Below are 22,511 nucleotides of genomic sequence, written 5' to 3'. Positions count from 1 at the left end.
CCGGTGCGGAAAACGCCAATGGGCAGGGTCCCGACAGACCCTGCCCATTGTACGTTCGGGCTGAAGGCTTATTTGTTCCGGTCGAATGCCTTCTTGATGAGGATCTCCTGCTCCACAGCGTGGTGCTTCGCTGAACCGGTTGCCGTCGCGGCTGAAGCCGGACGGGAGGCCAGGCCCAGCCCGCGGTCCAGCTGCTGGGGAAGATTCAGACCGATGAAGGGCCAGGGTCCCTGGTTTGCCGGTTCATCCTGTGCCCACACCAGGTCCGCATTGGGGTACGCGGCGATGGCGGACTTGATCTCCTCGACCGGGAGGGGCGCCAGCTGCTCAACGCGCAGAATGGCCGTTGTGGTGTCATCTGCCTTCTGCCGCGCTGCTGCCAGGTCAAAGTAGAGCCTGCCGGACACCAGCAGGACCCGCGTGACATCGGAGGGGTTGAGCCCCGCGGTATCCTCGATGACCGGCTGGAAGCTCCCCTGAGTGAAGTCCTCGACCGCGCTCGCTGCTGCCTTGAGGCGCAGCAGCTGCTTCGGTGTGAAGATCACGAGTGGCTTGCGGGGGCGGCTGTAGGCCTGGCGCCGCAGCAGGTGGAAGTGCGATGCCGCCGTCGTGGGGTTGGCGACCACCATGTTGTCTTCAGCGCACATTTGCAGGAAACGCTCGATGCGCGCCGACGAATGATCCGGTCCCTGCCCCTCATAACCGTGCGGAAGCATCAGCACCAACGATGAACGCTGGCCCCACTTTTGCTCCGCGGAGGAGATGAACTCATCGATGATGGTCTGTGCACCGTTGACGAAGTCGCCGAACTGCGCTTCCCAGAGCACCAGCGCGTCCGGGCGTTCCACCGAGTAGCCATATTCGAAGCCCATGGCCGCATACTCCGAAAGCAGGGAGTCATAGATCCAGAACTTGGCCTGCCCCTCGCTGAGTTCACCGAGCGGGAGCCACTCGTTGCCGTTGGCGCGGTCGTGGAAAACGGCGTGCCGCTGAACGAACGTCCCACGGCGGGAGTCTTGGCCGGCGAGGCGCACGGGGACGCCTTCCATCAGCAGCGACCCGAACGCAGCGATCTCGCCGAAGCCCCAGTCGATCCCGCCTTCGCGGGACATCTGCTCCCGCTTTTCGAGCAGGGCCTTGAGCTTGGGATGGACGGTGAAGCCCTCCGGGAAGGCAACGTGTGCCTTTCCGATATGCGCGAGGGTCTCGGCCGTGATTGCCGTGCTTGCCGGGGCCCCCACACTGTTGTCTCCGCGCTGCGCGATGGGGCGTTCGATGTCGGAGACGGCTGCGGCATCCTTGGTGACCACCGGAATGGGGGAGGTCTGCGCTGCATGGGTTTCCGCGAAGACGCGCTCCAGACGTTCCTGGTAGTCGCGCAGCGCCTGCTCCGCTTCTTCCTGGCTGATGTCGCCTCGACCGATCAGGGCCTCGGTGTACAGCTTGCGCACCGAACGCTTCGCCTCGATCAGGTTGTACATCATCGGCTGAGTCATCGAGGGGTCGTCGCCCTCATTGTGACCGCGCCGGCGGTAGCAGACCATGTCGATGACGACATCCTTGTTGAACCGCTGGCGGAACTGGTAAGCGAGCTGGGCGACGCGGACCACGGCCTCCGGGTCATCGCCGTTCACGTGGAAGATCGGTGCCTGTACCATCTTCGCCACGTCCGTGGAGTAAACCGATGAGCGGGACGCCGTGGGCGAGGTTGTGAAGCCGACCTGGTTGTTCACGATGATGTGGATGGTTCCACCCGTCCGGTACCCGCGCAGCTGGGAGAGGTTCAGCGTTTCCGCCACCACGCCCTGGCCGGCGAAGGCTGCGTCACCGTGGACCAGGATGGGCAGGACCGGGAAGGTGTCTCCCTGATCGAGGCGGTCCTGCTTGGCGCGGACAATACCCTCGAGCACGGAATCGACGGCTTCGAGGTGTGACGGGTTGGCCGCAAGGTAGACCTTGGTTTCATTCCCGCTGTCCGAGGTGTAGGTGCCCTCGGTTCCGAGGTGGTACTTAACGTCGCCGGAACCCTGGACGGAGCGCGGATCCTGTGTTCCCTCGAACTCCCGGAAAACCTGTGCGTAGGTCTTGCCGGCAATGTTGGTGAGGACGTTGAGGCGTCCGCGGTGCGCCATGCCGATGGCGACCTCATCAAGGCCGTCGTCCGCGGCGTCGGACAGGACGGCGTCCAGCAGCGGAATAAGTGACTCGCCGCCTTCCAGCGAGAACCGCTTCTGGCCGACGAACTTCGTCTGCAGGAAGGTTTCGAATGCCTCGGCGGCATTCAGACGGTGAAGGACGCGCAGCTGTTCCTCCCGGCTCGGCTTGGAGTACGAGTGCTCAAGCTCGTCCTGGAACCACTGGCGTTCCTCGGGATCCTGGATGTGCATGTACTCGATGCCGGTGGTCCTGCAGTAGGCGTCCCGAAGCACACCAAGGATGGTGCGGAACTTGAGGGCAGGCTTACCACCGAAACCGCCGGTCGGCCACTCGCGGTCGAGGTCCCACAGTGTGAGTCCATGGGTTCGGACATCGAGATCCGCGTGCTTGCGCTGCACGTATTCGAGCGGATTGGTGTCCGCCATGAGGTGTCCGCGTACGCGATAGGCGTGGATGAGCTGCTGGATACGGGCAACCTTGTTGATCTCATCCATGGGATCAACCTGGATGTCAGCGCTCCAGCGGACGGGCTCATACGGAATGCGCAGCGACTCGAAAATTTCGTCGTAGAAGTTCTGCTCGCCGAGGAGGAGCTGATGCACGATCCGCAGGAATTCGCCGCTGCCCGCGCCCTGGATGACCCGGTGATCATAGGTGGAGGTCAGGGTGATCGTCTTGCTGATGGCGTGCTGCGCAAGCGTCTTCTCGCTGGCACCCTGGAAGGCCGCCGGGTACTCCAGCGCGCCGGCTCCGATGATGCATGCCTGTCCCTTGGAGAGCCTCGGGACCGAGTGCACGGTACCGATGCCCCCCGGGTTGGTGAGGGAGACGGTGGTGCCGGCGTAGTCGTCCGCGCCGAGCTTGCCCGCGCGGGCCCGCTTGACGAGATCTTCATAGGAGTGCCAGAACTCGGAGAAGTTGAGCGTCTCCGCCTTCTTGATGTTGGGCACGACGAGCAGGCGGCTGCCGTCCGGCCGTGGCATGTCGATAGCCAGACCGAAATTCACATGCGCCGGCTGTACGGCCGCAGGCTTGCCGTCGACGACGTCGTAGTACACGTTCTGCGACGGGAACTGGGCCAGGGCGCGGATGATCGCGTACCCGATGATGTGAGTGAACGAAACCTTGCCGCCCCGCGCACGCTCCAGGTGGTTATTGATGACAACGCGGTTGTCGATGAGCAGCTTCGCCGGAACTGTGCGCACGCTGGTGGCGGTGGGCACCGTGAGGCTGGCGTCCATGTTGGTGGCGATAGCCTTGGCTGGCCCGCGCAGCACGGAGACGGTGTCCTCGTCCATCTCGGGGCTCAAATCAGACTTCGGGAGCTGGGCAGGGATGGGAGCCTTTTCCGACTTGGTTTCGGTCTTCGGCTCAGCCTTGGGCGCCGGCTTGGCCTCAGGTGCCTGCTTCGGCGCAGCGGCCGGCTTCCCTGAACCCTTGTTCTTCGACTCTTCCTTGGGGACCGGGGGCATTCCGGACTCCTGGCTTGCAGCAGGTGATTCACCGGATGCCTTGGGAGCATCCTGCTCCGTGCGGACCACGGGCAGTTCCCGTGTCGGGGGATTGGGATCCGAGCCGGGGGAGCGTGTGGCTGAATGCCGCCCGTTGTCCGAGCCGGTGTTTTCCGACTCGAAGGATTCGAAAAGGCTCCACCACTTCTTGTCTACCGAGTTCCGGTCCTGCTGGAATTGCTCATAGAGCTCATCCACCAGCCATTCGTTCCCGCCGAATTCTTCCGGTAGACGGTGGTTGGGTTGTTGTGGCACTTGTTATACGCCCTCTTCCATGAGTTGCCCTTTGGCCCAAAAAGATCCGCAGAAGGTTCCAATCGGCGCTTGCCTGACCCTGTTGACCTGCCCTTCAGTCTAATGACAGTTTCAGGCAACAAGCCAATCTCCGGGGCTTCCCTGCGCCCAGGTATTCCGGTGGCTCGCCGCAGATCCGAACACGGGCCGGATTCGGCATACACTCGCTTGTGTAACCGACTGCAGGAGCACCCGTGCGTTTCATCAACACGCCCTCGACCGACCTCACCTACTCGGACGTCTTCCTCGTCCCGTCCTCGTCCGAAGTGATCTCACGGTTCGACGTCGACCTCGCGAGCGACGACGGAACCGGGACGACCATCCCACTGGTCGTCGCAAACATGACGGCCGTCACCGGTCGTCGCATGGTGGAAACCGTGGCCCGGCGCGGGGGACTGGCAGTATTGCCCCAGGACATCCCCACGAAAGTGATCAGTGAAGTCACCGGATGGGTCAAGCAGCGCGACCTCACCTTCGAGACTCCGCTGAAGCTGCAGCCCGGGAACACCGTGATTGATGCGCTGCACCTGATCAACAAGCGTGCGCACGGCGCCGTGATGGTCGTCGACGACGCCAACCGCTGCGTGGGAGTGGTCCGCGCAGCCGACTGTGAGGGAGTGGACCGGTTCGCCTCGCTGGAGTCGGTGATGCGGAGCGCGCTCACACTCGATGCCTCGCGCTTCTCCGAGGATCGTGACGCCGCCCTGCAGCAGGCTTTCGAGGAACTCGACGCAGCAGGTGCGTCCCTCGCAGCAATCGCGCGGGACGGGCAACTGGCAGGTGTCATCACACGCAAGGGGGCGCTGCGCTCCACGATCTACCAGCCCGCCACTGACAACCAGGGGCGCCTGCGCGTCGCAGCCGCCGTCGGAATCAACGGAGACGTCGCTGCCAAGGCGGCCCAACTCCTCGAGGCGGGCGTGGATGTCCTCGTGGTGGACACCGCACATGGGCATCAGCGCAAGATGCTGGACGCACTCAAGGCTGTCACTTCCCTCGATCCGTCTGTGCCCGTGGTCGCGGGCAATGTGGTCAGCGCTGACGGCGTGCGCGACCTCGTCGAAGCAGGCGCCTCGATCATCAAGGTGGGTGTAGGGCCAGGCGCCATGTGCACCACCCGCATGATGACGGCGGTCGGCCGTCCGCAGTTCTCTGCCGTCCGCGAATGTGCGGAGGCTGCCGCAGAACTGGGCGCGCACGTCTGGGCAGACGGCGGCGTCCGGTACCCGCGCGATGTTGCCCTTGCACTCGCTGCCGGGGCCAGCCAGGTGATGATCGGGTCCTGGTTCGCCGGTACCTACGAGAGCCCCGGCGACCTGCAGACGGACAGCCAGGGTCGCCAGTACAAGGAGAGCTTCGGCATGGCTTCCGCCCGCGCGGTGCAGAACCGGACCCAGCGCGATGATGTGTTCGCCCGGGCACGCAAGGGCTTGTTCGAGGAGGGCATTTCGACCTCGACGATGTACCTGGACCCCGCCCGCCCCGGCGTGGAGGACCTGCTGGACATGATCACGGCGGGTGTACGGAGCTCAATGACCTACGCGGGCGCGCGCTCCCTCGCCGAATTCCGTGAACGCGCTATCGTCGGCGTGCAGTCGGCGGCAGGCTATGAGGAAGGCCGCCCGCTGCAGCAGAGCTGGTAGGGGTACGACGCCGGCTCTGACGGTTCTCGTGTCAGCGTCCGTGCCGTTGCTGTAAACTAAAAACCTTATGGACAGTTCCTCTAGGGGCCGGCCCATGGCGCGCACGCAGCGACAGTCAGCATCGATCCGACACGCAGCGCAGCCATCCAGTGCCGGCAATCCCCGCATACATGCCCATCCCCCACGTCTTTCTGCGTGTTCCGCTGTAGGCGGACCAGTTGCGGTCGGCGTTTCCTGCCCGGACGCCGCCGGTCCGGGCGACATCGCGTCCGGACGGTCCGCGTCGACGGACCTTTTCCAGCTTGACGAGCCCTCCGAACCGGCGGAACCTCCGAAACCCGGTGCGCCGGTTGGAACCGGCGCACCCCGCTTCGCCCCGGCGGTGATCAGGTAGTGGAATGGCTTTATCTGGCCATCGGCCTGCTGTTGATCCTCGGCACCGGTTTCTTCGTCGCTGTAGAGTTTGCGCTGGTCGCCCTGGATCAGACCTACGTTCAACGGGCAGTCGACGAGGGCGACAAGCGCGCGGAGCCGCTGCTTCGATGCCTGAAGTCGCTTTCCACCCAGCTTTCCAGCTGCCAGCTGGGTATCACGCTGACCACCCTGTTGACCGGTTACGTCATGGAACCGTCGGTGGGACGCCTTCTCGAATCGCCGCTGGGTGCCCTCGGAGTCCCGGACGCCGCACAGGGTTCGATTTCGCTCATCCTCGCCATGGTGCTGGCAACGCTGCTATCGATGCTGATCGGTGAGCTGGTGCCCAAGAACATGGCAATCGCGCTGCCCTTCAAGGTCGGCAGGACCCTCGCACGCCCGCAGCTCGTCTTCACGGCAATCTTCAAACCCGCGATCGTTGTCCTCAACGGCTTCTCCAACCGGATCCTGCATCTGTTCGGCCTGGAAGCAAAAGAGGAAATCTCGGGAGCCCGGTCTCCGTCAGAGCTGTCCTCGCTGGTGCGTCGATCGGCAGAAATGGGAACCCTGGACCAGGGCACAGCGAACTTCCTCGCCCGCACCTTCAGCTTCTCGGAGCGCACGGCAGCGGACGTCATGACACCGCGTATTCGAATGGCAACCATCGACTCCGACGAGACCGTGGCCGATGTCGTGGAGCTGGCACGGCGGACGGGGTACTCCCGGTTCCCGCTGATCGGGGAGTCGCCGGACGACATCCGCGGCGTCGTGCACGTCAAGAAGGCAGTCGCGGTGCCGCGGTCCAGGCGCGCCGAGCTGCCGGCCGGCACAATCATGACCGACGTGCTCCGGGTTCCCGAGACGGTGCACCTTGACTCCCTGTTGAGTGAGCTCCGGGAGGCCAACCTGCAGCTCGCTGTGGTGCTGGACGAGTACGGCGGTACGGCCGGCGTGGTCACACTCGAGGATCTCGTCGAGGAGATCGTGGGCGAGGTGGCTGACGAACACGACAAACTCAAGCCCGGCGTGCTGCAAAGCGCCGCCGGAAACTGGTTCTTTCCGGGCATCATGCGTCCTGATGAGGTCAGCGACCAGATCCCGCACCTGTCAGTACCCGATGAAGCAGGTTATGAAACGGTCGGCGGGTTCATGATGTCCGTCCTGGGCCGTATTGCCGAGGCCGGCGATCGTGTGGAAGTGCCTGGTGGAATCCTTGAGGTGGAACGCATGGATGGCCGTCGCATTGATCGCATCAGCTTCATTCCGGTCGAGCCTTCGGACGCCGGATCATCCGGCGACGGCACCTCGGCCGTAGGAGGTGCCCGATGAGCGACTGGGCAGGAATCCTCTGGCTGGTCCTTCTGCTGATCGGCAATGCGTTCTTCGTCGGTGCGGAGTTCGCGATCATGAGCGCGCGGCGCAGCCAGATCGAACCGCTCGCGGAAGCGGGTTCAAAGCGGGCGCGCACCACCCTGTGGGCGATGGAACACGTCTCCCTCATGCTCGCCTGCGCGCAGTTGGGCATCACCGTCTGTTCGCTGCTCATTCTTCAGGTGGCCGAGCCCGCTATCCATCACCTGCTGGTGGTACCGCTTGAGGCGATCGGGCTGCCGGGAGGGCTGGCCGACGGCATCGCGTTCGGTATCGCCCTGGCGCTCGTGACGTTCCTGCACGTGACGTTCGGCGAGATGGTGCCGAAGAACATTTCGGTCTCGGTAGCTGACAAGGCCGCACTGCTCCTCGCGCCGCCGCTCGTTATGGTCGCGAAGATTGTGCACCCGGTGATTTCGAGCCTGAACTGGACTGCGAACCACATCCTGCGCGCCATGCGCATCGAGCCAAAGGACGAGGTGACCTCGTCCTTCACGCTCGAAGAGGTGCAGTCCATTGTGCAGGAGTCCACACGCCACGGGCTGGTGGACGACGACGCCGGGCTGATCAGCAGTGCACTGGAGTTTTCAGGGCAGACCGCAGGTACGGTCATGGTTCCGTTGGACGAGCTCGTCACCCTCGGGACCGACTCCACCCCCGAGGAGTTCGAGAGAGCCGTCGGGCGCACCGGGTTTTCCCGTTTTGTGCTGGTCGATGAACTGGGAAACCTCACCGGCTATCTGCATCTGAAGGACGTCATGGCCATGCCGCAACAGGCCTACGCCCGGCCCATCACCGAAAACAAGGTACGGGCCCTTGCCAACCTGAGCATGGACGACGAGATCGAGGATGCGCTTGCCACCATGCAGCGCACCGGATCCCATCTGGCCCGGGTGATGACCTCCGATGGGCAAGCGCGCGGCGTGCTTTTCCTGGAGGACGTCATCGAGCAGTTGATCGGCGAGATCCGGGATGCCACGCAGAACCAGGGGCTCCGGAGGACCGGCGAATCCCTCCACGACGGCGTAAACCTCGGCACCACCGAAGCACGTTAGGCGGGCGCCTCCGGCCCTCCCCTGGCAAGAGAGGGCCGGTCGGGACTGAAATGCGAATGATTCGCGTTTAGGTTAGAGTTGGGTACACCCACCGAGGCGTCACAACCCATCCCTGGAACAGATCGAGGACATTCATGCGCAGCATTCCCGCGCGGACGACGGCGGTGCTCGCCGCTTCAGCCCTTCTTCCGCTGGCTCTGGCCGGATGCGGTCAGGACGCCGGCGGCTCCGGACAGGCAGCAGATTCGGGAGCGCTGCAGGTTGTGACCTCCACCAACGTGTATGGCAGCATCGTTGAAACCGTGGGTGGTGAGAACGTCGAGGTCACGGCGATCGTCAACAGCCTCAGCCAGGATCCGCACTCCTATGAGGCCACGGTGCAGGACAAACTGGCCGTGTCCAAAGCCGACCTCCTGGTGGAGAACGGCGGAGGTTACGATCCCTTCCTTCACCAGCTCGCCGACTCGGTGGAAATGAACCATGACTACGTGCTCAGCGCCGTCGAAATTTCGGGAGTAGCTCCCGAGGGTGAGGCACACGCAGAGGAAGAAGCCCACTCGGAGGACGAACATGACCACGGATCCTTCAACGAACACGTCTGGTACAAGCTCGATGCCATGGCAGACCTCGCAGACGCCATAGGGGTAAAGCTCGCCGAGCTGGATCCGGACAATGCGGACACCTATGAGAGCAACGCCGACTCGTTCGCGGAGCAGCTCGCAGGACTGCAGGACCAGGCCGTGGCGCTGGCTCCGGAGGCAGACGGTCAGGCGGTGGCAGCGACCGAACCCGTTCCCGCCTACCTGCTGGAGGCCGCCGGCCTGGAGGATGCGACCCCCGCCGATTACACCGAGGCCATCGAGGAGGGCGCCGATGTACCCGTCGCCGCGCTGAACGAGATGCAGGAGCTCGTGGAAAGCCAGTCTGTCGCCTTCCTTGCCTATAACGAGCAGACCGAAGGCCCGCAGACGCAGGCAGTACGAAGCACCGCCGAGGCCGCCTCCGTACCGGTCGTTCAGTTCACTGAGACGCTTCCCGAGGGGGAGGATTACCTCTCCTGGATGACCGCCAACGTCGAGAACATCGCTGAAGCCCTGAAGTCCTGACAGAATTGGCCAAGACCCTCCCGCCCCTGGATTTAGGACACTGCATGGTCACCGACGACGACGGCGGTGCTGCCGCCCACCCCGCGGTGAGCTTGCGCTCAGCTTCGCTTTCCTTCGGCCGCCGGAGGCTGTGGCATGACCTGGATCTGGACATCCGACCGGGCGAATTCCTCGCGGTGCTTGGCCCGAACGGGTCAGGGAAAACCAGCCTGCTGCGGGTCCTTCTGGGTCTGCAGGAGCTGGATTCGGGGACAGCCACAGTGAACGGCCACCCCCTGCACCGTGGAAGCCGCGCATTCGGCTACATACCGCAGCAGAAGTCGTTCGCACCCGAGACCCCGCTGCGTGCACGGGACCTGGTGGGGCTGGGCGTGGACGGGCACCGCTGGGGTCTTCGCCGGGGCGGCGCAGCCTACCGGCGGACGGTGGATGCCCTCCTCGAAAAGGTCGGAGCGTCGTCGTACGCGGATGCACCGGTCGGGCGATTGTCCGGCGGGGAGCAGCAGCGGCTGCGCGCCGCGCAGGCGCTGGCCACCGACCCGCAGGTACTGCTGTGTGATGAACCATTGCTTTCGCTGGACCTCCACCACCAACAGGCGGTGAGCCGGCTGATCGATAATCAATGCCGCGAGCACAACACGGCCGTTGTCTTCGTGACGCATGAGATTAATCCGATCATCGACTATGTTGACCGCGTCCTCTATCTGGCAGGCGGACAGTTCCGCGTCGGCAGACCGCGGGAGGTCATGACCAGTGAAGTGCTGTCCGATCTTTACGACAGCAGGGTGGACGTCATCCACAACAACGGCCGCATTGTTGTCGTGGGCCTGCCGGACGCAACCACCCACCACCACGCGGAAGTAGCGCAGCCATGACGTTCGAGGAGATGCTCCGGGCCATTTTCACGTTCGACAACTACAGCGAACTCCTACCGCTGGTGCAGAACTCGATTTGGGCGGGCGCGGTGCTGGGGCTGCTCGGTGGGCTGATCGGCACCTTCGTGATGATGCGGGATCTTGCTTTCGCCGTCCACGGCATTGCCGAGCTCTCCTTTGCGGGAGCTGCATTCGCACTGCTGATCGGCGCCAATGTGGTGTTCGGCTCACTGATCGGCTCGGTGATTGCTGCGCTCCTGCTTGGGCTGATGGGCATCCGGGCGCGTGACCGGAACTCGATCATCGGCGTCATCATGCCGTTCGGGCTCGGGTTGGGCATCCTGTTCCTGGCACTCTACGAGGGCAGGGCGGCCAACAAATTCGGGCTGCTCACCGGGCAGATCGTTTCAGTTGACCAGGTCCAACTCACGCTCCTGGCGGGATGCGCCGTCGTCGTCATGGTTGCCCTGGGCGCCATCTGGCGCCCGCTGACCTTCGCGAGTGTGGACCCGGACCTTGCGGAAGCCCGCGGTGTGCCGGTGCGCGGGCTCTCGCTGGTCTTCATGTTCCTGCTCGGAGTCTCCGTGGCGCTGTCCATCCAGGTGGTGGGCGCCCTGCTGGTGCTCGCGCTGCTCATCACTCCTGCTGCGGCAGCGCTCAAGGTCACCTCGTCACCGCGGCTCGTGGTGCTGTTGAGTGTCGCCTTTGCCTGCACATCGGTGGTGGGCGGGATCCTGCTGGCGCTTGGCGGACGGATTCCGATCAGCCCCTACGTGACGACGATTTCCTTTGTGATCTACCTGCTGTGCAGAGCTGTCAGCTGGCGTCGCTCACAGAAGGCGACGGCTTCGGAGTCCCGCGCGGTTCAGCCGGCCTAACCGTTCGCTGCGGCGCACTCCGGGCACAGTCCGTAGATCTCGACAGTGTGCGCCACATCCGTGTAGCCGTGTTCCTGCGCCACGCGGGCAGCCCATTGCTCGACCGCCGGCGCTTCAATTTCCACTGCCCGCCCGCACCTGCGGCAGAGCAGATGATGGTGGTGGTGTTCGACGGCGCACCGGCGGTAGACGGCTTCGCCCTCGCCGTTCCGCAGCACATCCACGAGGCCGTCGTCGGCCATCGACTGAAGGATGCGGTAGGCGGTCGCCAGTGAGGCCGACTCGCCCCGCTCGTGGAGTTTGCGGTACAGCTCCTGGGTACTGACGAAGTCGTCCAGCTCATCGAGGGTTGCGCTGACCGCACGGCGTTGCCGTGTAACACGCTGCTCCGAGCCCTTGCGCGTGGGCTGACCTGCTTCAGTTGACATGTCTGCCTGAGTCACCTCACTCTCGGAATCTGCCGTGGATTGCCGGATTGATCTTCCGGATTGAACCCGCGTCAAGGGTAGCACCGGCGCATGTACTGATCCGTTGCCCGGAAACGGAAACGGAAACGGAACCGGAACCGGAGACGGAGTTGGGGCGTCGGCGATAGTCTGGGCGCATGATGCTCACGAAGTACACCCACGCGTGCGTCCGGCTCGAGAAGGACGGGACATCCGTCGTCCTGGATCCCGGGAACTTCTCCGAGGTCGAGGAGGCAGTGTCCGGTGCGGCAGCGATCCTGATCACCCATGAACATGCCGACCACTTCGACCGGGACCGAATCGCCACGGCCGTCCGCGCCGACCCTACGCTGGAGGTATATGCCCCTGAGGGTGTTGCTGCCCAGTTGAGGGAGGCGTTGGACGGCGATCGCGCCGCCGACCGCGTGCATTCCGTCGAACCGGAACAGAGCTACACCATCGCAGGCTTTTCGGTACAGACCTTCGGCGGACAACACGCCCTCATCCATCCGCACATCCCGGTGGTGAGGAATATCGGTTACCTGATCAACGGCGCCCTCTACCACCCCGGTGATTCGTTCATCGTTCCTCACGGAGTGCAGGTGCAGACGCTGCTTGTGCCGGTTCACGCGCCGTGGTCGAAGACCGCCGAGGTGATCGATTTCGTCACCGCCGTCCGCGCGCCGAGGGCACACCAGATTCATGACGCGCTGCTGAACGGGACCGGGCTGGCGATGGTCGAGGGCCACGTCTCCCGGCTGGGGAAGCACTACGGGACGGATTTCGAGCATCTGGAGCCCGGTCAGAGCGTCGAGATCTAGCGCACCGGCTACCCGCGGGATCCCGACCCTCGTGGAGCAGCGGTGTAGGTTGCCACTTCCTTCAGACGGGGTGAGTGGGGATCACCGTCAGTCACGCCGGTTGCCCATCGCAGGCTCAGTCCGTCGTCGGTGTCTTCAAGCACCGCCAGGTTGTTGTCGAACCACGGACCCCTGATGCTTTTCCAGGAGAAGGGCGGCTTGGGCACCTTCACGGAGCGCGCCACCAGCGCGCCTACCGGGCCCGCGACTCCGTAGGACATCACCACTGTGGCGAACCGTAGAGCGCGGGGGAGCGGATTGCGGATCGGGGAACACACCGCCTGGATGATCCGGCTGCCGGAGGACCGTTCAACCTCTGCGATGTAGGAAAAGTGGACGTCGCCGGAGAGGAAGGTAACCGTCTCGGGTGCGGGCCCGCGCTTACCGTCAGCCACCTCTGTCGCGAGGTCCGCGACCGCCTTGAAGCTGCGCTGGAACGCGCCCCAGTGCTCAAGGTCCAGTGCCTGCCGCAGCGCCTCGCCGATGCGGGACCCGCGCTTCCCCCAGGCACCCTCTGCCAGCGCTTCGTCCCACGACTCAATATGGTGCAGTCCGCGCGGAAGGAGGAACGGAAGCGACGTTGCGACGATCAGATGACGCACTCCGCCCTGGAAGTGCTCATTCAGCCACGCGAGTTCAGCATCATCGAGAAGGGAGCGCCGTCCGGGATCGAGCACGCGTGCCGCACGTGAATCGACGGTGATGAGCCGGACATCCCCGACGTCCCGGCAGTAGCTCCAGCGGTAGCTGGTCGGTTCGGCGTCCGCCCGTACGGCAAAAGCTTCAAGGTCAGCGGTGAAATCGAGTTCGTCGGGGCCCTGATGGGCGCGGACTTTTTGCCACAGGATATCCCCGCCGCGTCCAGCCGGTGAGAGGTTTCCCAGGTGCTGATACACCCAGTAGGAAGCGAGCCCGGCAACGATGCGGCCCTGCCACCAGGTGGTGCCGTCCATTTTCTCCCGCCAGGAGAGGGACGCGTTCCAGTCATCACGGATGTCGTGGTCATCGAACATCATCGCGCTGGGAAGGGTGGAGAGCAGCCAGCGGTTCGCGTCGTCGGACCAGGCGAGTTTGTACAGCTGGGCATACTCCTCGTAGTCCTTCAGCTCCTCGCCCGGCGGATCATCGAGAGACCGCCGTGACCGGATGAAATCCTGCATCTCGTTGCTCGTGGAATCCGCGTAGACCTGATCTCCCAGGAAGGCGACCAGATCGGGGCGGGCGCCGTCGTCGTCGTTGTGTGCCTGATGCAGCGCGAAGGCACGGAGCGCGTCGACGCCGTGGGTAGCGTTGCCCAGAGTGTCATGCGGGACGCTGGTTCGGCATGAGCCGAAGGCGAGCCGCAGCCGCCCTTCAGGATGAAGGGTACGGATGGTCGGCGCAGGGAACGGCGACGCAGGTTCCGGCCACACGCGCTCGCCGGCTATGCCTACGGTGTACTCCACAGAGGTCCCCGGCGGCAGATCCTCCGCCTCCACCAGCGCATAGTGATGACCATGGACGCCGAAGGTGGCAGCGGTCCATGTTTTTCCACCGGCGCGCAGCTCCACCGTGCAGGCTGCACTGGTTTCCATCCACAGCGTCGCTGAGGTTTCATCGACATACCGGAGCATCGGACCGAGCACCAGTGAAGCTGTCATTACCCTTTTGTACCCCTTGGCGCCCGTCAGGACCAGAGCCCCGGCAGGGCCCTCGCCGGTTCGGTGCCGCCGGCTTGGAGGGGAGCGCGGAGCTGTGGTGAACTTGGCTCACACCTGTGACCGGTGTGCCACCGGTCACACTTTCATAAGGAGATCTTCATGGAGACTCTGATGGACGTGCAGGCGCTGCGGAACCGGATGACCTCCGGTCAGCAGACCGTCCTGCTGGATGTTCGCTGGACGCTGGGCAACCCCCACGGCCACGAGCAGTACCGATCAGCCCATATTCCAGGCGCCGTCTACGTTGACCTTGAAACGCAGCTGTGTTCCCGCCCATCCGCGGCGGAGGGACGGCACCCGCTGCCGGAACCGGCGGCGCTCGAGGAAGCGGCCCGTCAGTGGGGCATCAACGACGGCGATGTGGTCGTTGCCTACGACGACATGGGGAATCTTTCTGCAGCACGCCTGTGGTGGCTGCTTCGCGACGCGGGCCTCACCAGAGTCCACCTGCTCGACGGAGGGCTGAGTGCGTGGCAGGCGGCCGGCTACGAGACCGAGCGCGGCGAGGAGCAGCACTGCCTGGGCGAAGTCACCCTGAGCTCCGGACACATGCCTGTCCTGACGGCGGTCGACGGCGTTCTCACCCTGGCGCGCAACGGTGTCCTGCTCGATGCCCGGGCGCCCGAGCGCTTCCGTGGTGAGACCGAGCCGATTGACCCGAAAGCCGGGCACATTCCGGGAGCCTCCAACGCTCCCACATCCGCGAACCTCACGGCGGAGAACACATTCCTGCCGCCGGTGGAACTGCGCCGGCGCTTCGCTGCGCTGGGCATCTCCGAGACCGCAGACGTTGCCGTGTACTGCGGATCCGGTATCACTGCCGCTCACGAGATTGCCGCTCTTGAGGTTGCCGGCTACCAGGCCGCGCTGTATCCGGGATCGTGGTCACAGTGGTCCCAGCGTGCGGATCTGCCGGTGGCAACCGGTCCCTGACCCTGCGCCGGATCCACTCGGCTGCGGACGTTCGCCCGTGAGAGAGTAGCCGTGAACCTGAAGGAGGATTCATGAGCACGCTGTTCACCAAGATCATCGCCGGCGAAATCCCGGGCCGGTTCGTCTGGAAGGACGAGGACGTGGTGGCGTTCCTGACCATCGAGCCCATCACCGACGGGCACCTCATGGTCGTCCCGCGCCGCGAGGTTGCGCACTGGGTGGACCTCGAGCCGGATCTGCTCGGCAAGGTCATGGATGTGGCCCAGAAGCTTGCGAGAGTCCAGGAATCAGCCTTCAACGCAAAACGCATCGGAGTGCTGATGGAGGGTTACGAAATTCCCCACGTACACGTGCACATCTGGCCGACGCAGAGTCCGGCGGACTTCGACGTGCACAACGTTGACCGCGCTCCGGATCCGGCGAAGCTCGACGAGAACGCAGAACGGCTCCGGGCTGCCCTGCGCAGCGCGGGGTTCGGCGACAACGTTCCTGGCTGACTCCCCAAGCGAACTTTTGCGCAGCTCCGGCGGATCCGAGGGGTGCGGAACCCGCCGGAGCTGCGCAAAAGTTCCTGGTTCTCAGGCAGCCAGTGCTTCGCCGAGGGCTGTCCTGATGCGCTTCTCGGAGACCGAGTAGGCGGTTCCCAGCTCCTGGGCGAACAGGCTGATCCGGAGTTCCTCGAGCATCCAGCGAACGCGTCGTAGCGCGGGCGGCACCGGCCGTCCGTGCGGAGCGACGGCGGCAACGGCGTCGTCGTACTCGTCCTCCAGGCGCTGCACCGTTGCAGTGTTCACGCCATCGCGCTGGACATTGGTCTCCAGCTTCTCAAGCCGCCTTTCGATGCCGGCGAGGTAGCGGGGGAGGTGCGCCAGCTGTGCGTAGCCGGTCGTCGCGACAAAGCCCGGAAAGACGAGCTGCTCAAGCTGGCTCTTCACATCGTTGAGCGCGGTGATAAGTGCCGGGCTCGTGGTGCCCTTCAGCCGCTTTTCAATCCTTCGGGCACTGGCGAGGATCTTCTCAACCGTTGCCGTGACGGTGAACACCGTATCGATGAGTTCGGCGCGGACGGTTTCATAGAGCGCGTCGAACTCGCCGACGGTCCACGGCAGCTCCTCGGGAGTCAGCTTGTCGATCGCTGCGATGGAGCAGTCCTCGATCAGCGCCGCGACACTGCCGTGCGGATTCTGGCTGAACGTAAGCTTTTCTGCGTTGCTGAGGTGCTCAAGGACGTACCGGGCGGGGCTCGGAACCCGCAGCGCAAGCAAGCGGATAACGCCTGCCCGCATGGCAGCTGCCTGCCCGGCGGCGTCGGGGAAAACCCTCAGCCCAACCGCGGTGTTCTCGTCAACCAGCGCGGGGTACCCCGTCACCCGGTGGCCACCCACGATCCTGGAAACGTCCCGGGGAACTGTACCGAAGGTCCACGCCGTCGCGCCGCTGACCTCCTTGATCCCTGGTGTGGCTTCTCCTGATGATGACGACGACGACGACGGCGCTGCCTGTTGCTTTCGACTTGCCGCCTTCGAGATCTGCTGAACAGATCCAGGGGTGGCGCCGAGTGATTCGGCGATTGCCCGCCGGGTCAGCGGGGCAAGCCGCTCCTGGAGCGCCTGCAGGTCCTTGTCTTCGTCCAGAATGCGTCCGTTCCCGTCCGTCACCTCAAAGCTCATCAAGAGGTGCGGCGGCAGGGTGTCCCGGTTCCAGGACCCCGGGGGAATGATGTGTCCCTTCAATCTGCGCAGGGCCAGTTCAAGCGAGGGCTCAAGTGCGTCCCGGCCCGGATCGAAATCGGCGTGCAGGGCATCGACGGCGCTCCGTGCGACGTCGGGAGCGGGAATGAAATTCTTGCGAACCTGTTTGGGCAGGGACTTGATGAGCGCGGCAACCAGTTCGACGCGCAGCCCGGGGATTTGCCACTGAAAGGGGGCCGGCTCCAGCTGGTTCAGGAACAGAATGGGAACCTGCACGGTGACGCCGTCTGAGGCACCCGGAGTGTTGGGGGAGAACTCGTAACTGAGCGGCAGTTCAAAGCCCTGCTGGTGCCACGTCTTCGGGAACGCCCTCTCGTCGAGGTCGGCGTCGCGGCTGAGCAGTTCCTCGGGTTTGAAGTCCAGCAGATCCGGGTTGTCCTGGCGTGCCTGCTTCCACCACTTGTCGAAGTGGCGCTCCGACACCACATCCGAACCCACGCGGGCATCGTAGAACGCAAACAGGGTTTCATCGTCCACCATGAGGTCGCGGCGGCGCATCCGGTTTTCCATCTCTTCGATCTCGGCGATGCGCGCCTTGTTGCGATGGAAGAACTTGTGGTGGGTGCGCCAGTCACCCTCCACCAGCGCATGGCGGATGAAGAGTTCCCGCGCCAGCTCCCTGTCGATGCGGCCATAGTTGATGCGCCGCTGGGGCACAATCGGCACGCCGTAGAGGGTGACCTTCTCATAGGCCATGACGGAGCCCATTTTGCGCGACCAATGGGGCTCACTGTAGCTGCGCTTCACCAGATCCGGTGCCACTTCCTCGGCCCAGAGCGGATCAAATGCGGCGACCACGCGGGCCCACAGCCGGGAGGTTTCCACGAGCTCCGCTGCCATGACCCAGTCAGGGCTCTTCTTGAACAGTGCGCTGCCCGGGAAGATGGCAAAACGGGTGCCGCGCGCGCCGGAGTATTCGCGCTTGCGCTGGTCATACAGGCCGATGTGGCTGAGCAGGCCGGACAACATGCTGATGTGGATCGCATCATGCTGGCCCACCGGATCCACTTCGCTGGGAGCCAGTGTGATCCCCAGCGGCTTGGCGAGCTGCCGCAGCTGGGCGAAAAGATCCTGCCACTCGCGCACGCGCAGGTAATTGATGAACTCGTTTCGGCACAGCTTCCGGAACTGGGTGGAGGACAGCTCCTTCTGCTGCTCCTGCAGATACCGCCACAGGTTGAGGTATCCCGTGAAGTCGGATTTCTCATCCGCGAACCTGCGGTGCTTCTCGGTGGCGCTCTGGAGCTTCGCTGCCTGGTCCGGCTGCGGACGCTCCCTCGGGTCCTGGATAGTAAGTGCCGCAGCCAGGATCATGACCTCCTTGGTGCAGCCGCGGCGCCCGGCCTCAACGATCATGCGCCCGAGGCGCGGATCAACGGGCAGCTGTGCCAGTTGCCGACCCACCGGGGAGATGCCGCCGTCAGCGGTAAGCGCGCCGAGCTCGCGAAGGAGCGTGACGCCGTCGTTGATGGCTTTTGAGTCCGGCGGCTCCACGAAGGGAAAGGCTGCAACATCCTTCGGGCCGCGGGTGACCCCCATGGCCGCCATCTGGAGGATAACGGCCGCAAGGTTGGTCCGGAGGATCTCCGGATCAGTGAAGGGCCGTCTGGAGTCGAAATCCTCCTCGGAGTACAGGCGGATCGCTATGCCGTTGGACACACGGCCGCAACGGCCAGACCGCTGGTTCGCGGATGCCTGCGATACCCGCTCGATGGGCAGCCGCTGCACCTTCGTGCGGTGCGAATACCGGGAAATGCGGGCGGTTCCGGTATCGATGACGTACTTGATCCCGGGAACGGTCAGGGATGTTTCAGCAACATTGGTAGCGAGGACGATGCGCCGTCCGGCGCCGCCCGGTTTGAAGACCTGGTGCTGTTCCTGCAGTGACAGGCGGGCAAAGAGGGGCAGGATCTCGGTCCCGCGAAGCCGCGGGTTCACCTGTACCCGGGCGCGGAGTGCGTCGGCTGCGTCCCGGATCTCGCGCTCGCCGGAGAAGAAGACCAGAATGTCGCCGGGCGCTTCGCGGGCAAGTTCGTCAACGGCGTCGCACACGGCGTCCAGTGGATCGCGGTCTTCCTCAAGTTCGTCCTGTGCGCCGAACTCAGCGTCAGAGTCAGTGTCACCGGCGGGTTGGCTGAGCGGACGGTACCGGATCTCCACGGGGTAGGTCCGCCCGGACACTTCGATGATGGGCGCGGGCTGTTTGACCGGCGCAGCCTCATCTGCGGCGAAGTGGTTCGCGAAGCGCTCCGGATCAATGGTGGCCGAGGTGATGATGAGCTTCAGATCGGGGCGTTTGGGCAGGATGCGCTTAAGATAGCCCAGAATGAAGTCGATATTGAGGCTGCGCTCATGGGCCTCGTCGATGATGATGGTGCTGTACTTCCTCAGCAGCTTGTCATGCTGGATCTCGGCGAGCAGGATGCCGTCCGTCATCAGCTTGATGCGCGTGCTCCGGCCCACTTCGCCGGTGAACCGGACCTGGTATCCAACCTCTTCTCCGAGCTTGACGTCCAATTCCTCGGCGATGCGTTCGGCAACGGTGCGGGCCGCCAGGCGGCGCGGCTGGGTATGACCGATCATTCCCGACCGGCCGAGGCCGAGTTCGAGGCACATCTTGGGGATCTGCGTGGTTTTTCCCGAGCCCGTTTCGCCGGCGATGATGGTGACCTGATTCGCCGCGATGGCAGCCATGATGTCTGCCCGCCGTTCCGAGACCGGGAGCTGGGCAGGGTAAGTGATAGTCAGCGACATGATTACGTCAAAGTTTACTCGGCGCTATCCCGCCCGCGGTTAGGCTGGCTGGATGTTCACCTCAAACGAAACTGTCGACAGTGGAATGCTGTCCGTCGGCGATGCGAACACAATCTACTGGGAGGCGGCCGGCAACCCGGACGGGAAGCCCGCACTCTATGTGCATGGAGGGCCCGGCTCCGGGATGCGGGGCGGTTACAGACAGCACTTCGACCCGGAGAAATTCTTCATTGTCGGCTTCGAACAGCGAGGGTGCGGACGGAGCCGGCCGCTCGCAACAGATTCCGAGGCGGACCTGTCCACCAACACCACGCAGGCGCTCATCGCCGACATGGAGGTGCTGCGTGAGCACCTGCAGGTGCGGCAATGGCTGCTGTACGGCGGTTCCTGGGGGACCACGCTCACCCTTGCCTACGCTCAGGCACACCCTGATCGGGTGTCGGGCATCATCCTTGCAGCGGTTACGACGACGTCGGGCGCGGAGGTTTCCTGGATTACCGAAGACATGGGCAAGATCTTTCCCCGGGAGTGGGACGCATTCCGTGCTGCGGCGGGGCCGGCATCGGATGAACGGATCATTGACGCCTACCACCGGATGCTTACCGGCCCTGACGCGGCAGCCCGCGAGCGTGCGGCCCTGGCCTGGTGCACCTGGGAGGACGTGCATATGTCCCTGGATCCCAAGGCCGAGCCGCATCTTCAGCTTCAACCGCCGGAATTCCGGCTCCTCTTCGCCACCCTCGTGACCCATTACTGGCGTCATGCGGGCTTCGGAGGTGACGATCTGCTGAACCGCATGGACCGCATCGCCTCCATTCCCGGCGTGATGATCCATGGTCGTCTGGATGTCAGCTCCCCGCTCTCGACTGCGTGGAATCTCGCCCAGGCATGGCCCGCGGCGGAGCTGGTCGTTGTCGATCAGGACGGCCACGGCGGCAGCGGCATGATCGACGAGGTGAACCGCGCCGTCCTGCGCTTCGCCGACGGCTGACAGCCCCGGTCCTATCCGGCCTGCTGTCGGCGCACGATTTCATTGATCCAGACGGGGGCGAACGGCGAGGTGCAGCCGGGGGAGGTGGGGTAGTCCTTCAGGACCTCCAGCCGCTCACCGATCTCCAGTGCCCGAGTGCGGTGTTCGGGGTACGCGATCCCGATCTGGGCCAGACAGGTATTCATGGCCCACTGCAGGCGTTCCGGTGCGTTCTTCATCTCCGCCTCGATGACGTCCAGAAGCCCCGGCAGGTCGAGCCCGGCTGGCTTCTTCGCCACCCGGTCGGCGGTCAGTGCCCAGCCTGCACCGGCGACCACCGGATCCGGATCAGCGAACCAGGCGAGGCGCAGATCCTCCGCGTGCGGATTCTTCTTCACCACGTAGCTGATGAGCCAGTCCTCCACTTTGGGTGCGCGCGCCGTGCGCAGCATCGCATCCAGGTCATCCGGCCCGAGTGCTTTGGGGCGACAGATCAGGATCGCGAGGAGCCGAGCCGCGGTGTCGTTCGTCTCCCAGAGTTTGGAGGCAAGCTCCTCCTGCGTCTTCAGGCGCTTGGCGAGCGCACGCAGCTTGCTGAGGTTAACTCCGTGGTCATCACCGTGCCTGGCGTTCACCTCACGCATCCGCGGGTCCTCGAGCGCGGCAAGCTCGGCCATCACCTCATCGACAGTCGTCTCCGCGTGTGCTGCCTTAACCATGGTGGTCTCCTGTCTTCGTGCCGGGTCCAGCCTATGACGGACTTCGGGTTGGGCCATGGCCGACGCCGGGCTCCGTGGCGCGGGCGGCTGGCCCGGCCGCGCGGATCAGCCGCCCGGCAGCCGTGATTGCGTGTTCCTGGAGGGCCCGGGGCTCGAGAATGTCAAAGTCGAAGCCCAGAGCCACAACGTGCATCAGGGGCCAGTCGAGCGAGTCCGCGCCGAATCGCATAATGGTGCTCCCGGCGTCGTCCTCGAGTTCCGCGATATTGGGTGGGACCAGCTGGCTGACGTCAGCAGCAGGGGCGTGGATCCGCACCACTATGTCATGGCTGTACGGCGAGCGGGTGATCGCCTTCTGTACGTAGGCGGCAAGATCCTTGGCGGGAGGCGGACGTCCGGGAAATCTGTCCCGCGGCGACGGGACGCTCTGGCACCGGTCCACGCGGAAGGTCCGCCAGTCCTGCCGCCCGGTGTCCCACGCCACGAGATACCATCTGCGGCCCGTGTCCACGAGGCGAACCGGCTCAACGACCCGCCGGGAGGATTCACCGTCATGGCGTGCGTAGCGGAAGACCACCACCCGGCGCTCGGTGATGGCCGCTGATAAAGCAGTGAGAACTTCCGGGTTGACCGGTGTGCTGACCGCAGCCATCCGGGTGACGGCGGTACGCAGGCCGGCGAACTTCGGCCTGAGCCGGCCGGGAAGAACCTGTTCCAACTTGGTGAGAGCCCGGACTGATGCTTCACCGAGGCCCGACACAGGACTCGCCGTGACGGCACTCAATCCGATGGCAACGGCGAGGGCTTCGTCATCATCGAGCAGCAGCGGAGGCAGCTGGGCACCGGCGCCCAACTGGTAGCCGCCGGCGATGCCGGGGGAGGCGTGGATGGGGTAGCCGAGAGTGCGCAGCTTGCCGATGTCCCTGCGGACTGTGCGCTCGGTGACGGACATCCGTTCCGCGAGGGCGGGCCCCGTCCACTCGCGCCTTAGCTGAAGCAGGGAGAGGAGCTGGAGTAGCCGCGCCGAGGTTTCCAACATGCCACCACGGTACCGACCAATGCGGACACTTGCTG

The 22,511-nt window shown here is 64.5% G+C and carries 16 protein-coding genes; 10 read left to right on the top strand and 6 right to left on the bottom strand.

All coding sequences use genetic code 11. The features are described 5' to 3' along the window. Positions 1-68 precede the first annotated feature (68 nt). Positions 69-3,923 (bottom strand): multifunctional oxoglutarate decarboxylase/oxoglutarate dehydrogenase thiamine pyrophosphate-binding subunit/dihydrolipoyllysine-residue succinyltransferase subunit, encoded by a 3,855-nt coding sequence (locus JOD47_RS01220; RefSeq protein WP_204531237.1) that lies wholly within the window; start codon positions 3,921-3,923, stop codon positions 69-71. Positions 3,924-4,156: 233 nt separating this feature from the next. Here JOD47_RS01220 and guaB1 point away from each other — a divergent pair, with 233 nt between their 5' ends. The 6 genes from guaB1 (at position 4,157) to JOD47_RS01190 (ending at position 11,304) form a co-directional block, all read left to right on the top strand. After that, positions 4,157-5,605 (top strand): GMP reductase, encoded by a 1,449-nt coding sequence (gene guaB1, locus JOD47_RS01215; RefSeq protein WP_204531235.1) that lies wholly within the window; start codon positions 4,157-4,159, stop codon positions 5,603-5,605. A gap of 393 nt (positions 5,606-5,998) precedes the next feature. After that, a complete protein-coding gene (locus JOD47_RS01210; RefSeq protein WP_204531233.1) occupies positions 5,999-7,348 on the top strand; it encodes a hemolysin family protein in 1,350 nt (449 codons plus the stop codon). After that, the gene (locus tag JOD47_RS01205; RefSeq protein WP_204531231.1) at positions 7,345-8,445 is read left to right on the top strand and encodes a hemolysin family protein; all 1,101 of its coding nucleotides are present in this window, start codon (positions 7,345-7,347) and stop codon (positions 8,443-8,445) included. Before JOD47_RS01210 ends, JOD47_RS01205 begins: the two co-directional genes overlap by 4 nt. 134 nt (positions 8,446-8,579) lie before the next feature. Continuing rightward, the gene (locus tag JOD47_RS01200; protein ID WP_204531229.1) at positions 8,580-9,551 is read left to right on the top strand and encodes a metal ABC transporter solute-binding protein, Zn/Mn family; all 972 of its coding nucleotides are present in this window, start codon (positions 8,580-8,582) and stop codon (positions 9,549-9,551) included. A 44-nt stretch (positions 9,552-9,595) separates the two neighbouring features. Then, on the top strand, positions 9,596-10,426 hold the full coding sequence (locus JOD47_RS01195) for a metal ABC transporter ATP-binding protein (protein WP_204531227.1): 831 nt from the start codon (positions 9,596-9,598) through the stop codon (positions 10,424-10,426). Further along, positions 10,423-11,304: a metal ABC transporter permease gene (locus tag JOD47_RS01190; protein ID WP_204531225.1), complete on the top strand. Its 882-nt coding sequence runs from the start codon at positions 10,423-10,425 to the stop codon at positions 11,302-11,304. Before JOD47_RS01195 ends, JOD47_RS01190 begins: the two co-directional genes overlap by 4 nt. On the opposite strand, the gene JOD47_RS01185 is transcribed toward JOD47_RS01190, so the two are convergent. Next, the gene (locus tag JOD47_RS01185; RefSeq protein ID WP_204531223.1) at positions 11,301-11,732 is read right to left on the bottom strand and encodes a Fur family transcriptional regulator; all 432 of its coding nucleotides are present in this window, start codon (positions 11,730-11,732) and stop codon (positions 11,301-11,303) included. The two genes, JOD47_RS01190 and JOD47_RS01185, sit on opposite strands and share 4 nt — an antisense overlap. Positions 11,733-11,908: 176 nt before the next feature. On the opposite strand from JOD47_RS01185, the gene JOD47_RS01180 reads away from it, so the two are divergent. Further along, positions 11,909-12,571 carry an MBL fold metallo-hydrolase gene (locus tag JOD47_RS01180; RefSeq protein WP_204531222.1) on the top strand — a complete coding sequence of 221 codons (663 nt, stop codon included), beginning with the start codon at positions 11,909-11,911 and terminating at the stop codon, positions 12,569-12,571. A gap of 8 nt (positions 12,572-12,579) precedes the next feature. On the opposite strand, the gene JOD47_RS01175 is transcribed toward JOD47_RS01180, so the two are convergent. Further along, entirely contained in the window at positions 12,580-14,250 is a 1,671-nt protein-coding gene (locus JOD47_RS01175; protein ID WP_204531221.1) for an alkaline phosphatase D family protein, read from the bottom strand. A gap of 159 nt (positions 14,251-14,409) precedes the next feature. Here JOD47_RS01175 and JOD47_RS01170 point away from each other — a divergent pair, with 159 nt between their 5' ends. Together JOD47_RS01170 and JOD47_RS01165 are read left to right on the top strand one after the other, a co-directional pair. Further along, complete coding sequence (locus tag JOD47_RS01170; protein WP_204531220.1) at positions 14,410-15,243, top strand: sulfurtransferase; 834 nt, start codon at positions 14,410-14,412, stop codon at positions 15,241-15,243. Between the two features lie 71 nt (positions 15,244-15,314). After that, a complete protein-coding gene (locus JOD47_RS01165; protein WP_204531219.1) occupies positions 15,315-15,740 on the top strand; it encodes an HIT family protein in 426 nt (141 codons plus the stop codon). An 81-nt stretch (positions 15,741-15,821) separates the two neighbouring features. Here the strand turns inward: JOD47_RS01165 and hrpA are convergent, their stop codons facing one another. Next, positions 15,822-19,748, bottom strand: a complete 3,927-nt coding sequence (gene hrpA / locus JOD47_RS01160) for an ATP-dependent RNA helicase HrpA (RefSeq protein ID WP_204531217.1) — start codon at positions 19,746-19,748, stop codon at positions 15,822-15,824. A 52-nt stretch (positions 19,749-19,800) separates the two neighbouring features. Between hrpA and pip the strand changes: the two genes are divergently transcribed. Continuing rightward, complete coding sequence (gene pip / locus JOD47_RS01155) at positions 19,801-20,739, top strand: prolyl aminopeptidase (RefSeq protein ID WP_204531216.1); 939 nt, start codon at positions 19,801-19,803, stop codon at positions 20,737-20,739. Between the two features lie 11 nt (positions 20,740-20,750). Here pip and JOD47_RS01150 read toward each other — a convergent pair whose 3' ends face one another. Then, positions 20,751-21,437 (bottom strand): DNA alkylation repair protein, encoded by a 687-nt coding sequence (locus tag JOD47_RS01150; protein ID WP_204531215.1) that lies wholly within the window; start codon positions 21,435-21,437, stop codon positions 20,751-20,753. Positions 21,438-21,468: 31 nt separating this feature from the next. After that, the gene (locus JOD47_RS01145; protein ID WP_204531214.1) at positions 21,469-22,476 is read right to left on the bottom strand and encodes a helix-turn-helix transcriptional regulator; all 1,008 of its coding nucleotides are present in this window, start codon (positions 22,474-22,476) and stop codon (positions 21,469-21,471) included. Positions 22,477-22,511: the final 35 nt, after the last annotated feature.

This window comes from Arthrobacter tumbae, assembly GCF_016907495.1.
Lineage (GTDB): Bacteria > Actinomycetota > Actinomycetes > Actinomycetales > Micrococcaceae > Arthrobacter_D > Arthrobacter_D tumbae.
The sequence above is the reverse complement of the archived record's forward strand: the minus strand, read 5'-3'. Positions and strand labels throughout refer to the sequence as shown.

Bases quoted from the DNA above. Each gene is read 5' to 3' on its own strand.
- JOD47_RS01205 (WP_204531231.1), top strand. From the start codon at position 7,345: ATGAGCGACTGGGCAGGAATCCTCTGGCTGGTCCTTCTGCTGATCGGC.
- JOD47_RS01200 (WP_204531229.1), top strand. From the start codon at position 8,580: ATGCGCAGCATTCCCGCGCGGACGACGGCGGTGCTCGCCGCTTCAGCC.
- JOD47_RS01195 (WP_204531227.1), top strand. From the start codon at position 9,596: ATGGTCACCGACGACGACGGCGGTGCTGCCGCCCACCCCGCGGTGAGC.
- JOD47_RS01190 (WP_204531225.1), top strand. From the start codon at position 10,423: ATGACGTTCGAGGAGATGCTCCGGGCCATTTTCACGTTCGACAACTAC.
- JOD47_RS01185 (WP_204531223.1), bottom strand. From the start codon at position 11,732: ATGTCAACTGAAGCAGGTCAGCCCACGCGCAAGGGCTCGGAGCAGCGT.
- JOD47_RS01180 (WP_204531222.1), top strand. From the start codon at position 11,909: ATGATGCTCACGAAGTACACCCACGCGTGCGTCCGGCTCGAGAAGGAC.
- JOD47_RS01175 (WP_204531221.1), bottom strand. From the start codon at position 14,250: ATGACAGCTTCACTGGTGCTCGGTCCGATGCTCCGGTATGTCGATGAA.
- JOD47_RS01170 (WP_204531220.1), top strand. From the start codon at position 14,410: ATGGAGACTCTGATGGACGTGCAGGCGCTGCGGAACCGGATGACCTCC.
- JOD47_RS01165 (WP_204531219.1), top strand. From the start codon at position 15,315: ATGAGCACGCTGTTCACCAAGATCATCGCCGGCGAAATCCCGGGCCGG.
- hrpA (WP_204531217.1), bottom strand. From the start codon at position 19,748: ATGTCGCTGACTATCACTTACCCTGCCCAGCTCCCGGTCTCGGAACGG.
- pip (WP_204531216.1), top strand. From the start codon at position 19,801: ATGTTCACCTCAAACGAAACTGTCGACAGTGGAATGCTGTCCGTCGGC.
- JOD47_RS01150 (WP_204531215.1), bottom strand. From the start codon at position 21,437: ATGGTTAAGGCAGCACACGCGGAGACGACTGTCGATGAGGTGATGGCC.
- JOD47_RS01145 (WP_204531214.1), bottom strand. From the start codon at position 22,476: ATGTTGGAAACCTCGGCGCGGCTACTCCAGCTCCTCTCCCTGCTTCAG.